We start from the raw sequence: 12,216 nt of genomic DNA, 5'->3' as shown, positions 1-12,216 counted from the left end.
GATTATTGCAAAACGCTCAAATATTTGACTGAAATAGCGGGGGTCCTGGTAGCCGACCTTGTCCGCCACCTCATAGTTTTTCAAATGCGTGCTTCTGAGCATTTCCTTCGCTTTGTCGATGCGGATGTCGGTCAAATGCTCGATAAACGTTTTGCCCGTGTTCATTTTGAACAGAAGGCTCAAGTACGCCGGCGTCATATACACATTCTTCGCGGCGCTATTCAATGTCGCGCAACGGCATTCCCGCTCCATATAGCTGATCGTCTTCTTGATAATGCTGCGATGGTTTGCCTTCCCGCTCTGCGCGACGCTGTCCCGCAGCCCGGCCAGGTAAGCGGCAACGTAACGCTTCAACTCCTGCAGCGTTTCCAGCTTGATGAGCGTCATGATGTCAAACCGCTTGTAAGCGCTCCCGTTTCCGGCATCGGACAGCGCCTTCTTCTCCATGCCGATCAGCAGTCTGACAGTCAATTCATAGACATGCTGGATATCGAGCGGGCCGTTCCGCAGCACGAACCGGTAAAATTCGTCCACGGCTTCCCGGATCTCCTCTGCGCTTGCGGCCGCTTTCACCGCTTCGTACAGCCGCTTCTCTTCGCCGGCGGGATACTCCTGCAACGGCTGGTACCGGTCGGCTTCGCTGAAATGGATGATCTGGCCGGTTCCCCGGTAAAATTTGTTCCGCAACGCCAGCGCCGCTTGCCGGTACGAGACATGCACCTCCGACAAACGGCGGCACGGCTTGCCGACGCCGATATTGACCGGGACGCTTTGCAGCGTCAATCTTTTCCGGATCGACTCCACCGCATCCTGCGCCAGCCACGAGAACAGCAAGCCGATCCGTCCTTCCTCGTCCAGAAAGACGACGCTTCCGTCCCCTGCGCACTGCTGCAGATCGTCGCGCATCCGCTCGACGCGGGCCGTTCTGCCGGACCCGCCCTCGGCAGCGGCGGCCGTCTCCACCAGCGCCACTGCCGGGAAGGTGAAATACGGATTCAGGTTCAGAACGGACAAGCTTTCCTTCACATTCCGCTTCGCGCCGCCGCGATCGGACACAAGCTCGCGAAGATAACGGTCCCGCATCCATTTCAGAATGGCGTCTTCCTGATCCAACAATCCGTCGCTCAGCATGCTCCATTTCCCCTTTGAAAAATAAAATACGCGGGGGCATGACGCTAATCCAAATGAATGATTTTATAGGCGTGCATATGTTCGATAAATTTTTTTCCGCTTCGGCAGCATCTCCCTCGCGCAAAGCATCGATCAGCCGTCTGTGCCACTCGACAAGCCCTTCCGTCGTATAATACCGGTTCGATATCGCCATGAACCGCATCACCTTCGTCTTCATATGGTTCCACAGCTCCAGAATGGCATCGTTGCCGCACCGCCTGTAGAAGAAGCCGTGGAAATCCATATCCAGCTCCAAAATATTCAAGATGTCGTTCTGCTTCACCGCGGCGTCCATCGCCCCGATTATGTTTTCCAGTTCGTTGTAATCGTCTTCCGTAAGGAGAGGCAGCGTTTCCCGGACCGCAAATCCTTCGATAATTTCCCGCAATACGAAAATATCTTTGATCTCCTTGGACGTAATATTGGATACGACCGAGCCTTTGTTCGGCTTTCCGACAATGAGCCCTTCCTGCTTCAGCCGCTCCAGCGCTTCCCGTACGGGAGCTTGGCTGACTTGAAAAACGCCGGCCAATTCCAAAACGAGCAGTCTGGTGCCGGGCCGCAAATTGCCGGCGAGAATATCTTTCTTGAGCGCGGTATACACTTGGCCGCTGATGGAATCGGTTTGTATCGGCAGCCGCTTGTACTGCATCCTCCGCCTCCTTTCCGTCCGAACGTTTTTATGTCCGTGTTGCATTGCCGGCTATGGTCAGGCTATGACCGACGGCAATTATCGATTATCGATAATTACCATTGCAAGTTGATTATAGAAAGCGCATTCAATTTTGGCAACCGCTAATTTTGTCGAAAATCAAGCGTCGATGCGCGGCGCGGCCGGCGCCCATGTGGTTGAACGCCACCATGCGGCGAGCCGCGTAACGGGAATGTCCTTACTGAATTTTGCCCCGCGCATCGACTGTTATGAACCGTTCGAGCCGTCCGCCGCGCACGCCCATACGCTTTTGTGCGTCTTCGTATGCGGTCTCAGCTTGATGCCGGCTTTTGCGGCCAACTCGGCCGTTCTGCGCAGATTGGCATCGGGAATATCGAGACCGGCAGAAACTTGCGGCGTTTCCATAGGTTCCCGCATCGTCACGGCTCCTCTATCCGAATTTCGTTCCATCACGGGCATCATTTCGAATGCTATGCCGCTAGCCCTGAATTTGCAGCAAGTATATGACGACGGTAACCGTCACCACGCTGAGCAGCGTCGACATAAACACCGCCTGCGACGAAAATTCCGGCTCGTTGTCGAACTCGACCGCCAGCAGCACGCTGCTGAGCGAAGTCGGAACGGCCGACGATACGATAAGCGCGGCTCCCATCAAACCATCGATTCCGAGCAGCCAGACGACGAGGGCGGCCAGCAGCGGACCGACCGCAAGACGAAGCGCATTGGAAGTCAGCACAAGCTTCAGCAGCTTGCCCCCGAGCTGCCACTTCATGCTGCCGAGCTGCACGCCGAGCGTAATGAGCGCTGTCCCGATGAACGCGTCCGACAAATAGCCGATCGGCGTCATGATAAATCCCGGCAGTTCGACCGAAAAGCCGCGCAGCGCGAACGCCAGCGGGATAACATAGATGATGGGCATCGTCATGATTTGCCGCATAATATTCCGAAAATTGCTCTTGTGCGCGTTTACGCTGTACACCCCATATGTATTCGGCACAAGCGCCTGCATCATCATGATAAGCACCTGGATCGACAGCGTGTACGGATTGCCCGCAAAGGCAAGCTGGTTCAGCGGGATGCCGTAATTCGCGCTGTTGTAGAACAGCACGCTGTTGCGCATCGCGCTCCGCATGCCGCTGTTGAGCCCCAGCCCGCGGACGGCCAGCTCGACCACGGCATACTGCAGCGCCATAAACACGGCAAAAAACATCAGCACCCGGGCCACGAGCTGCCCGGAGATGTCTGTCGTATACAGCAGGTCAAAAATAATGGATGGCGAAAACAGATAAAAGTTCAGCTTGGACAACGTCCGGATATCCAAAGAAAAAGCCCGCTGCAGGATGACGCCGATCGCGACCATCACTGACAGCGGGAGCACGTTGTTCCATAAGATGTGCAGCAAAATCGTCATTCCCGTCTCTCTCCCCACCCGCCTTGCGACGGTACTCCTTTTTACATCAACGATTCCATATCCTTGACGATCTGCTCAGGGGTCAAGTTTTCGTCATTGCCGTTGTACCATTTGCGGATCTGGCCTTCCTTGTCCACGAGCGTGATGACGTTGAAATGGGAGAACTGCCCTTTCTCGTCCTTGAATACGCCGACCCCGAACTCTTTGGCCAAAGCGATGGTCGGCTCCTCCTCGCCCCGCAAAACTTCCAGCTCGTATAATCCGCATGCACCTTGTCGGCAAAATTGCGGATTGCTTCGGGCGTATCCCGCTCCGGATCGAACGTAATCGAGATCAGCAGAGCCTTCTCGCCGAACAGGTTTTTCTCCTTGAGCTGATCCTGCACCTGCGACAGCATGAACGTCGTCGGCGGACATACGTCCGGACAGCTGGCGAAGTAAAAATAGACGATCCGCACTTTGCCGTTCGTATTTTGAAGCGAAACCTGTTCCCCGTCGATGCTGGTCAGTTCAAAATCGGGCGCCTTCTGCAGCACTTCCAGCTTCTCTCCCTCGCCCTTCAGATTGGATATAAGCAAATAGGCTGCCATCGCCAAGCACAGCGCGAACAGAGCGATTTTGAAGGCATGTTTGCGAACGAATGCCATCTTGCCCTCTCCCCCTTATCTTTCAGACGGTTTGACATACCGCCGTTTTCGTTAAAATATACCGTCCGTATCGATAATCATGGCCAGGAAGATGACCATCAAATAATTGACCGACAGCAGAAAGTTCGTCCTCGCCCATTTTTCCGTGTCTTCCGCCTTCAGACCCTGCACCGTCTGAATGAGCCAAACGGCTCCGAACACGACCGAGACGACAAGGAATATATAGCCGACATAGCCGTAAGCAAAAAGCAGAATACCGGCCGGTATGAGCAATAGCGTGTACGGAATCATCTGCAGCTTGGTTCGCTTGATCCCTTTCACGACCGGCAGCATCGTAAATCCAGCCGCCCGGTACTCCTCGACCCGCCGGATGGCAAGCGACCAGAAGTGAGGGGGCTGCCACAAAACAGCAGGGCAAACAAAATCCATGCGCCCGCATCGACCTGGCCCTCAACGGCGCAATAGCCGATAACCGGAGGCATGGCTCCCGAAATGCCGCCTACAGAAGTATTCCATACGGACGTGCGCTTCAGCCAAAATGTGTAAATGACGACATATACAAACCAGCCCAGCACCCCGAGCCAACCGACCAGCGGATTGACGAGGAAGAACAAAACGGCTAATCCCGCAATGCCGAGCGCAACGCCGAAAGCGAGCGCCACGGAAGGCGACAGCCGGCCCTGTGGAAGCGGACGGTTTTTCGTTCGTTCCATCCTGGCGTCCAGATCCCGGTCCCAGTAGTTGTTAATAACGCAGGCGGAAGCCATCGTCAGCGACGAACCGATCAGCATATACAGAAGCAGCAGCCAATCGATTTCCCATTTCGACGCCACCCAGAATCCCCCGAACGCGGCAAAGGCGTTTAGGCGGATAATCCCTGGTTTGGTCAGGGCGATCATATCTTTTAACACCTGGCGAGCCTCCTATTAATTGCGAGACAAGGCGCGTATCATAACGCGCCTTACATAGTAAAATCGAATCGATCTAATGATACCGAAAAAACAGGGCGTTGACAATCTTCACGGCGTTTGTTCATCATTTTGCCACCTCTAAGACGCCGTTTCGACACAACCTTTATTTTTGGCCGGGACAAAGCACCAATTGCCGAACCTTCAAATAAAATGTCATTGTAGTCAGACGCCCATAAGCGGACCGCACCGCTTAAAGGCAGCAAACCCGAAAGGATGTGAACAACCCGCAAATGGCCGTCGTCAATGCAAATTCCGAGGATATCAAGCTGCTGGCCCGCCTCATGCGCGCGGAAGCCGAGGGCGAGGGCGATCTCGGCATGCTTATGGCTGGAAATGTCATGGTTAACCGCGTCAAGTGCAACTGTCTTGATTTTGTAAACATCCGCACAATTCCGCAGATGGTATTCCAGTCTCCCGGAGGATTCGAGGCAACCCAAAAAAGCTACTTTTATCAAAGGGCACGGGACAGGGAAATCCGGTTGGCCCAGCGTCTCGTCAACGGCGAGCGCCAGCACCCCGCCACCTACTCGCTGTGGTTTTCCGTCCGGCAGGCGAGTGCCCGCCGACCTGGTGGAACCAGGCGCATAGCGGCCGGTTTAAAAACCATTGCTTCTACTCTCCGTCCTGGGAAGACTGCCCCGGCGTTTATTAACGAACAACTTACGAACAAAAGGAAAGAGAGGATCAACATCGATGGCATTACCTTATAATACGCAAGGAAATATCGCGCCTCAGTCGAATGTCGGCGCGCAGTCGAACCTCGGTGCGCAGTCGAACCTAGGCGCACAGTCGAAGCCGTCGAATGTCGGCGCGTATTCGAACGTTGCGGCGCAGTCGAACCTCGGCGCACAATCGAAACCGTCCAATGTCGGCGCGTATTCGAACGTTGGCGCGTACTCCAACCTCGGCGCACAGTCGAACGTTGGCGCGTATTCCAACCTCGGCGCGCAATCGTATGTCCCGAAAAGCGGGTATGACGGTTACGGCGCTTACGGCTACGGCCCAGGCGGCTACGGAATGGGCGGGTACGGAGCAGGCGGGTACGGTTCAGCCATGCATGGCGGTTATCCGACTATGGGCCAACATTACGGCGCCCCCATGCCGCCGAGCGTGCCCAGCGGGTCCGTCATTACGCCGAGCGGCTGCAACATCGTGACCGCCCCGCCGTCGGAAGAGTCGTACGTTGAAAACATTTTGCGCATGAACCGCGGCAAAATGGCTACTTTTTACATGACATACGAGAACAACCGTGAATGGAACGCCAAAGTGTTCCGCGGCGTAATCGAAGCGGCCGGCCGGGACCATATCGTCATCAGCGATCCTTCGACCGGCATGCGGTATTTGCTGCTTACGCTGAACCTCGATTACGTCACGTTCGACGGCCCGATCAAGTATCAATATCCGTTCCAGGGCGGGGTCGTTACGGAGACGACGCCGTTCCAGACGAACGGCATGGCTTCAGGACGTTGACGCTTGTTTTTATCATAAAATAGCCAGAATAGCCAGAGAACGCTTAAGACAGCGTTCTTTTTTCTTTTCGGCTGCCCGCGCCGTTGTCGGATTTCCGTTATTCTTTCCTTAATCGTCATGAAACTTGCTAACCTGTGAAATACTTAAAGCGTATACTGGACAGAACATTACAACGTGAGGAAGTGGACGATCTATGGATTCCGGTACACATCTTGTCATGGGCATCGGCCTTGCCGGTCTTGCCGCCGTCGATCCGGCTATCGCGGGCGATCAATCGCTCCACACCGCCGTGCTGATCGGTACGGTGGCGGGATCGCAGGCGCCCGATCTCGACGGTCTGCTTCGCTTCCACAGCAATGCGGCGTATATCCGCAACCACCGGGGACCGACGCACTCCTTGCCGGCAATTGCGATATGGACGGTATTGATTACCGCCGCCCTGCAAATTGCCTACCGCGGCAGTCTGCCGCTCATTACGGTGGGGGGATGGGTGCTTCTCAGCGTCGTCATCCATATCGTCACCGACCTGTTCAACGCTTACGGCACGCAGGCGATGCGGCCTTTCACGGAGAAGTGGATTTCCTGGAATATTATTCATATATTCGACCCGGTCATTTTCTTCTCCCATGTCGTGGCCATTGCGCTCTGGGCTTTCGGCCTTGTCGAGCCGTCCCTCATGTTTCCGCTGCTGTACGGCGCTTTAATTCTTTACTATGTATGGAGGACGCTGGAGCACCGCCGCATTTCGGCCATGCTCCCCAAGCTCGATCCGCTCGGCGAGACGTTGCCCGCAAACCGGTACATTCTTATTCCGACCGTAAATCTGGCAGCATGGAACGTGGTCAGGCACAACGCCGACGGCAGCTTCACGATCGGCGATTTGCGGAAAGGCAGGCTGAATTGGGCGGATACGGCCCGCTGCTCCGACCATCCTGCGGTGGAAAAATCGAAAAGCGACCCGGCCGTCCGCTCTTTCCTCTATTTTACTTCTTATGCCTGCGCGGAAGTGAAGGAGCATGATTGGGGATACGAGGTCCGATGGTCGGACGTCCGCTATCGCTACCGCAAGCAATATCCGTTCGTCGCCGTGCTGATGATGGACCGCAACTATAAAACGCTCGGATCGTACGTCGGGTGGCTGAGCGACGACCGGCTGGCCAAAAGGCTTCGAATGACGACATATTGACGCCCCGGAAGCAATCGGTCACAATAGAAGCATGCCGCGTGCAAGCGGCATGCTTCTTGCCTGCAAACAACAAAAGAAAGCTCAAGGATAACCCTTGAGCCCGTTTTTTGTCGTTTGACGATTAGCGGAATTGGCCGCCTTGGCCGGACAGTTGCTGCTCCGCGATTTGGACCAGCTTTTTCGTGATATATCCGCCGAGTGAACCGGCATCGCGGGTTGCGATGTTGCCGTAGTAGCCGTCTTGCGGAATTTGCACGCCCAGTTGCTGAGCGGCTTCGTATTTCAATTGTTCCAAAGCTTGGCGAGCTTGAGGCACTACCAATGTATTGCTGCTGCGGGATTGACCTGCCATAATCGAACGTCTCCTTTCAATCTCTACGCTGTGTTCTGTTGCAAGCTTGCAAGCTTATTATGTACGGTCAGCGGAATTCTATGCCCGCGCCGCGATGCGAAGCGAAAATTTTTCAGGAGGATATTCGTATGCCCAAATCGCTATCCCTGCTGTTCGCCGTCGTCACCGTGCTGCTTATGATGGCGACGGCTGTCTCGATTGCTCATAACGGTTGGCTCGCCGTGCTGCTGTTCGTGCTGACGGTTGCGAATATCGGGGCCGGATTCATCGTCCGGGCCCGGCTGCGCCGCCGGGAAGGCACAGACAGCGGCAATTTGTAATTCGCGCCAAGTCAGCGCTTCGCCGCCAGGAAGCCCATCCGCTCCCGCACTTCGGCAACCGTCTTGTTCGCGATGGCGGACGCCTTCTCCGCTCCCTGGCGCAGAATGTCGTGAATTTCGCCCGAGCTGCGGATTTGACGGTATCTTTCCTGCAGCGGTTCGAGAACGGAGACAACCCGCTCGGCAAGCTCCTTCTTGAACGCGCCGTAGCCTTGCCCGTCGAAGCGCGCTTCGATTTCGGCAAGCGATTCGCCGGAGCAGTGGGAGAAGATGCTCATCAGGTTGCTGATCTCCGGCTTGTTCGCCGGATCGTAACGGACTTCGCGTCCGGAATCGGTCGTCGCCCGGCTGATCTTCTTGCGAATGACATCAGGCGGATCGAGCAGGGCGATATAGCTGCCCGGATTCGGGTTGCTCTTGCTCATCTTTTTCGAAGCATCGTCCAGCGACATGATGCGCGCGCCAACTTCCGGCGTATACGTCTCCGGCACCGTAAAATAATCGCCGAACCGGCCGTTGAACCGTTGCGCCAGATCGCGCGTCAGCTCCAGATGCTGCCGCTGGTCGTCGCCGACCGGCACAAGATCGGCTTGATAGAGCAGAATATCCGCGGCCATCAGTGTCGGATAAACGAACAGTCCGACGCCGATCGAATCTTTGCCCGCCGATTTCTCCTTATACTGCGTCATCCGCTCCAGCTCGCCCATGTAAGCGAGCGTGGTCATCAGCCAGCCGAGCTCGGCATGGGCAGGTACGTGCGACTGTACGAATACGGCCGCCTTCGCGGGATCGATGCCTGCCGCAATGAACAGCGAAGCGACCGATTCCGTCTGCTCGCGCAGCGCCTCCGGCTCCTGCGGAACGGTGATGGCGTGCAGATCGACCACCATAAACAGACAATCGTGCGTATGCTGCAGCTTGACAAAGTTTTGCATCGCGCCGATGTAGTTGCCGAGCGTCAATTGGCCGCTCGGTTGAATGCCGGATAATACCCGTTTCATAATCGTGATCCCCGCCTTTCATGAAATTCCCTAAAATTACCTGCTGATTTCCATCGAAATTGTCTGCGATAAAACGCAAAAAAGCCCTCTCCCGCAAGGGACGAGGACCGTGGTGCCACCCTTATTCGCCGTCGTTCCGAATGCAATCGGACAAACCGGCCTTTCGAATCCGTAACGTGGATCATCCGGACAGACATTCTGCGCGGGAACTTCGACCGGAACCCGACCCCAACGCATCCCTTCTGCCGACTCCGGGACCCATTCCATTCCGGGCATGCGCCGGTTCGCAGCAACCACCGGCTCTCTGCCGCATTCACCCGAATGTACTCTTTCCCATCATCGCGTTACCAATGATTATACCGCTCGGGCCGTCAATGTCAAGGCGACAATGTTCGTTGGTCTTATTTTGGGTACAAGCCGCATACCGTATAGTAGTCGTAATGATTACCAAGAAGAAGGGAGGCACACGATGCCGGCTTTTGTATTCCGATATGGCACACCGTTACTCGCCTTATGCTGCCTGGGGATGGCGATTCTGATCGGGACAACGCGGGATTGGTCGGATTGGTCCGCTTGGTTCGATTGGATCGACGCCCCGCACCTCCAATTGTTCAAAATTTTGTTCGTCAGCATTGTTCTGGAGGCTTTCCCTTTCCTTCTTCTCGGCGTGATCTTCTCCGCGCTGATCCAGGTTTTCGTCTCGGACCGGTTGATCCGCAAGCTGACGCCGCGCCGCCCTGCCGCCGGAGCCGTGTTCGGCGGCTTGCTCGGCATTTTGTTTCCGCTATGCGAATGCGGCATGATTCCGGTCGTGCGCCGGCTCATACGCAAAGGGATGCCGGCCTATATCGGCATCGTCTACCTATTGGCCGGACCGATCGTCAATCCGGTCGTTTACACGTCGACCGTTACCGCTTTCCGGCTTCAGCCGGATATGGCATGGGCGCGTATGGGACTTGGCTTTGCCGTAGCCGTTGTCATCGGTCTGCTGCTTTACCGCTTCGTCCGTACCGATCCTTTGAAAGTTTCGCCGGATGACGCGCCGCATATTCATGAGAGCGGTCATTCCCATCGGCATGACGCCGGCCGGGCGAAGGCACGGCAGGGACGGTTCGGCGCCGTCCTCCACCACGCATCGGAAGAATGCTTCGATATGGGCAAATATTTGATTTTCGGCGCGCTGCTGACCGCCCTTATCCAGACGGCGGTCGGACGCGAAGCGATCGCCGCCATTGCCGGACATTTGTGGCTGTCCTACGCTTTTATGGCCGGTTTCGCTTTTATCCTTTCCATCTGTTCCACTTCCGACGCCTTTATCGCCGCTTCGTTCAACGGCATGTTTCCTCCCGGCGCGCTTCTGGCGTTTCTGGTGTTCGGACCCATGATCGATTTCAAGAATATGCTCATGCTGCTGTCCGCGTTCCGCTTCAAAATCGTGCTCGTCCTGCTGGTGCTGACGGTTGCGCTCGTGCTGCCCGGCGCCTGGCTCATCGGACGAATCTTCTGGTCGTAACGGCGCATACTGCGGAAGGAGGCGTTTGGGATACGATGTCGAAACCGATGCGTTCATCGCTGATTCATCATCTCGTTCGTGCGGCGGCTTTTGCCGGCTATGCCTTTTTCATCGTCCATCTGGTGCGGTCCGGTTCGATCGGCCTGTATATCGCTCCCCGTATGGAGATATACGTCAAGCTGTCGGCGCTCGCGCTGTATGCGGCGGCCTCCTGCCAGGCTTATCAAGCGTTTCGCATCTGGATTGACGGCAGCAAGGAGGCGGATTGCGACTGCGGACATGCGCACGGCCCGTCCCCGTCCGTATGGAAAACGTTCTGGTTAACGGGTTGTTCGTTTTGCCGGTCGTGCTCGGTTTCCTGATGCCGGATGCGACACTCGGGAGCAGCCTCGCCGATAAAAAGGGATGGCTTTGGGCGGCGCGGAAATCGCGAACCGCTGGTCGGCCGGCGACGCCGCGCCGCAGCGGCCGGACGGAGACGCCTCCGCGGACGCAACATCTACAGAAGGAATCGATCCGGACAACCTGTTCCCGGCCGATGAATATACGGCGGCTCATGCCGAATACGGGAAGCGGTTGTACAAGATGGAGCGCATCGCGGTGCAAGAGAACCTGTTTATCGAGACGCTAACAACGCTTGATCTGTACCGCCAACGTTTTGTCGGCAAAACGGTAGAAATCCGCGGTTTCGTCTATCGCGAAGAAGGGATGGGAACCGATCGGTTCGCCGTCGGCCGCTTCGCCATGAATTGCTGCTCGGCCGATTCCATGCCTTACGGCCTGCTCACCGAATGGCCGGAAGCGTCCCGGCTGCATCCGGATCAGTGGGTGCGCGTCAGCGGCAAGCTGACGACGGCCGATTTCAACGGCGATGAAGTTCTGCTGCTGCAAGCGGAAACGGTCGAAGAAATCGAGGCGCCCGAATCGCCGTACGTCTATCCGAATGCCGGTTTCGATGAAGATTTCGCGGGCTGAACCCTATTCCGATCCGGATGTTCCCAATCGTATATCCCCGAATTTTGCAATGGAATCGAATTTTTTTCCATTTTGTCGAATGGAGTCGCATAAAATCATCCAGCGGGACCATACTAAGGGTACCAAAAGGAGGTGAATACGATGGCTGGACAATCCCGCAGCAGCAACTCTCTTGTTGTACCTCAAGCTAGCGCGGCGCTCGACCAAATGAAATTTGAAGTCGCCCAGGAGCTTGGCATTCAAATCCCGCAGGACGGTTATTACGGGTATATGGCAACCCGTGACACCGGCGCACTCGGCGGCTACATCACCCGCCGTCTTGTACAAATCGCAGAACAGCAACTCGCTGGACAATACCGGTAAGTTTCACCTCCATACATCCATACATTAAAGAAAAATGCTGCCCCAAAGCAGCATTTTTCTTTTTCGCGTTTACCGGAAAGCCGAGCCGGAGCCGTTCGCTTCCCGGTATCCCGGATGCTTCGGCTGAAACCGGAACATCGTGCTCGCCATATTGTAATTCGATTC

The 12,216-nt window shown here is 55.9% G+C and carries 13 protein-coding genes, 3 pseudogenes and 1 other annotated feature; of the genes and pseudogenes, 8 read left to right on the top strand and 8 right to left on the bottom strand.

What is annotated here, in order from left to right; translation table 11 throughout:
* From PACILC2_RS25445 to cyoE, 6 genes and pseudogenes are all read right to left on the bottom strand, one after another.
* The coding region (locus PACILC2_RS25445) for a helix-turn-helix domain-containing protein (RefSeq protein ID WP_213531775.1) at positions 1–1,131 on the bottom strand (1,131 nt) is incomplete at its 3' end.
* 151 nt (positions 1,132–1,282) lie between these two features.
* Positions 1,283–1,822, bottom strand: a pseudogene (locus tag PACILC2_RS25440) (GntR family transcriptional regulator); the annotation flags it as partial.
* A 267-nt stretch (positions 1,823–2,089) separates the two neighbouring features.
* Positions 2,090–2,260 carry a hypothetical protein gene (locus tag PACILC2_RS25435; protein WP_213531773.1) on the bottom strand — a complete coding sequence of 57 codons (171 nt, stop codon included), beginning with the start codon at positions 2,258–2,260 and terminating at the stop codon, positions 2,090–2,092.
* A 61-nt stretch (positions 2,261–2,321) separates the two neighbouring features.
* Positions 2,322–3,254: an AEC family transporter gene (locus tag PACILC2_RS25430; protein ID WP_062491454.1), complete on the bottom strand. Its 933-nt coding sequence runs from the start codon at positions 3,252–3,254 to the stop codon at positions 2,322–2,324.
* 82 nt (positions 3,255–3,336) lie between these two features.
* Complete coding sequence (locus tag PACILC2_RS25425; RefSeq protein WP_244863858.1) at positions 3,337–3,900, bottom strand: SCO family protein; 564 nt, start codon at positions 3,898–3,900, stop codon at positions 3,337–3,339.
* Between the two features lie 51 nt (positions 3,901–3,951).
* Positions 3,952–4,811 (bottom strand): annotated as a pseudogene (cyoE, locus tag PACILC2_RS25420) (heme o synthase).
* A gap of 290 nt (positions 4,812–5,101) precedes the next feature.
* Between cyoE and PACILC2_RS25415 the strand changes: the two are divergent.
* From PACILC2_RS25415 to PACILC2_RS25405, 3 genes and pseudogenes are all read left to right on the top strand, one after another.
* Positions 5,102–5,523, top strand: a pseudogene (locus tag PACILC2_RS25415) (cell wall hydrolase).
* A gap of 401 nt (positions 5,524–5,924) precedes the next feature.
* A complete protein-coding gene (gene gerQ, locus PACILC2_RS25410; protein WP_244863859.1) occupies positions 5,925–6,341 on the top strand; it encodes a spore coat protein GerQ in 417 nt (138 codons plus the stop codon).
* Positions 6,342–6,534: 193 nt separating this feature from the next.
* Complete coding sequence (locus PACILC2_RS25405; protein ID WP_213531771.1) at positions 6,535–7,527, top strand: metal-dependent hydrolase; 993 nt, start codon at positions 6,535–6,537, stop codon at positions 7,525–7,527.
* 121 nt (positions 7,528–7,648) lie between these two features.
* Here the strand turns inward: PACILC2_RS25405 and PACILC2_RS25400 are convergent, their stop codons facing one another.
* Entirely contained in the window at positions 7,649–7,882 is a 234-nt protein-coding gene (locus PACILC2_RS25400) for an alpha/beta-type small acid-soluble spore protein (RefSeq protein ID WP_062491444.1), read from the bottom strand.
* Positions 7,883–8,007: 125 nt separating this feature from the next.
* On the opposite strand from PACILC2_RS25400, the gene PACILC2_RS25395 reads away from it, so the two are divergent.
* Positions 8,008–8,199 carry a DUF5325 family protein gene (locus PACILC2_RS25395; RefSeq protein WP_062491442.1) on the top strand — a complete coding sequence of 64 codons (192 nt, stop codon included), beginning with the start codon at positions 8,008–8,010 and terminating at the stop codon, positions 8,197–8,199.
* An 11-nt stretch (positions 8,200–8,210) separates the two neighbouring features.
* Here PACILC2_RS25395 and trpS read toward each other — a convergent pair whose 3' ends face one another.
* A complete protein-coding gene (gene trpS, locus PACILC2_RS25390) occupies positions 8,211–9,200 on the bottom strand; it encodes a tryptophan--tRNA ligase (protein WP_062496579.1) in 990 nt (329 codons plus the stop codon).
* A 93-nt stretch (positions 9,201–9,293) separates the two neighbouring features.
* Positions 9,294–9,549, bottom strand: a binding site (T-box leader).
* A gap of 120 nt (positions 9,550–9,669) precedes the next feature.
* Here trpS and PACILC2_RS25385 point away from each other — a divergent pair.
* The 4 genes from PACILC2_RS25385 (at position 9,670) to PACILC2_RS25370 (ending at position 12,051) form a co-directional block, all read left to right on the top strand.
* Entirely contained in the window at positions 9,670–10,713 is a 1,044-nt protein-coding gene (locus PACILC2_RS25385; RefSeq protein WP_213531769.1) for a permease, read from the top strand.
* Positions 10,714–10,748: 35 nt separating this feature from the next.
* Entirely contained in the window at positions 10,749–11,075 is a 327-nt protein-coding gene (locus PACILC2_RS25380; RefSeq protein WP_213531767.1) for a DUF1980 domain-containing protein, read from the top strand.
* Between the two features lie 49 nt (positions 11,076–11,124).
* Positions 11,125–11,688 carry a TIGR03943 family putative permease subunit gene (locus PACILC2_RS25375; RefSeq protein WP_213531765.1) on the top strand — a complete coding sequence of 188 codons (564 nt, stop codon included), beginning with the start codon at positions 11,125–11,127 and terminating at the stop codon, positions 11,686–11,688.
* A gap of 141 nt (positions 11,689–11,829) precedes the next feature.
* The gene (locus PACILC2_RS25370) at positions 11,830–12,051 is read left to right on the top strand and encodes an alpha/beta-type small acid-soluble spore protein (protein ID WP_062491437.1); all 222 of its coding nucleotides are present in this window, start codon (positions 11,830–11,832) and stop codon (positions 12,049–12,051) included.
* The last annotated feature ends 165 nt before the right edge of the window (positions 12,052–12,216 follow it).

Source organism: Paenibacillus cisolokensis (genome assembly GCF_018403665.1).
GTDB classification, from domain to species: Bacteria; Bacillota; Bacilli; order Paenibacillales; family Paenibacillaceae; genus Paenibacillus_AH; species Paenibacillus_AH cisolokensis.
Note: the sequence above shows the minus strand (reverse complement) of the source record. Positions and strands in the feature narration are given on the sequence as shown.

Bases quoted from the DNA above. Each gene is read 5' to 3' on its own strand.
- PACILC2_RS25385 (WP_213531769.1), top strand. From the start codon at position 9,670: ATGCCGGCTTTTGTATTCCGATATGGCACACCGTTACTCGCCTTATGC.
- PACILC2_RS25405 (WP_213531771.1), top strand. From the start codon at position 6,535: ATGGATTCCGGTACACATCTTGTCATGGGCATCGGCCTTGCCGGTCTT.
- PACILC2_RS25395 (WP_062491442.1), top strand. From the start codon at position 8,008: ATGCCCAAATCGCTATCCCTGCTGTTCGCCGTCGTCACCGTGCTGCTT.
- PACILC2_RS25370 (WP_062491437.1), top strand. From the start codon at position 11,830: ATGGCTGGACAATCCCGCAGCAGCAACTCTCTTGTTGTACCTCAAGCT.
- gerQ (WP_244863859.1), top strand. From the start codon at position 5,925: ATGCATGGCGGTTATCCGACTATGGGCCAACATTACGGCGCCCCCATG.
- PACILC2_RS25430 (WP_062491454.1), bottom strand. From the start codon at position 3,254: ATGACGATTTTGCTGCACATCTTATGGAACAACGTGCTCCCGCTGTCA.
- PACILC2_RS25425 (WP_244863858.1), bottom strand. From the start codon at position 3,900: ATGGCATTCGTTCGCAAACATGCCTTCAAAATCGCTCTGTTCGCGCTG.
- trpS (WP_062496579.1), bottom strand. From the start codon at position 9,200: ATGAAACGGGTATTATCCGGCATTCAACCGAGCGGCCAATTGACGCTC.
- PACILC2_RS25380 (WP_213531767.1), top strand. From the start codon at position 10,749: ATGTCGAAACCGATGCGTTCATCGCTGATTCATCATCTCGTTCGTGCG.
- PACILC2_RS25435 (WP_213531773.1), bottom strand. From the start codon at position 2,260: ATGCGGGAACCTATGGAAACGCCGCAAGTTTCTGCCGGTCTCGATATT.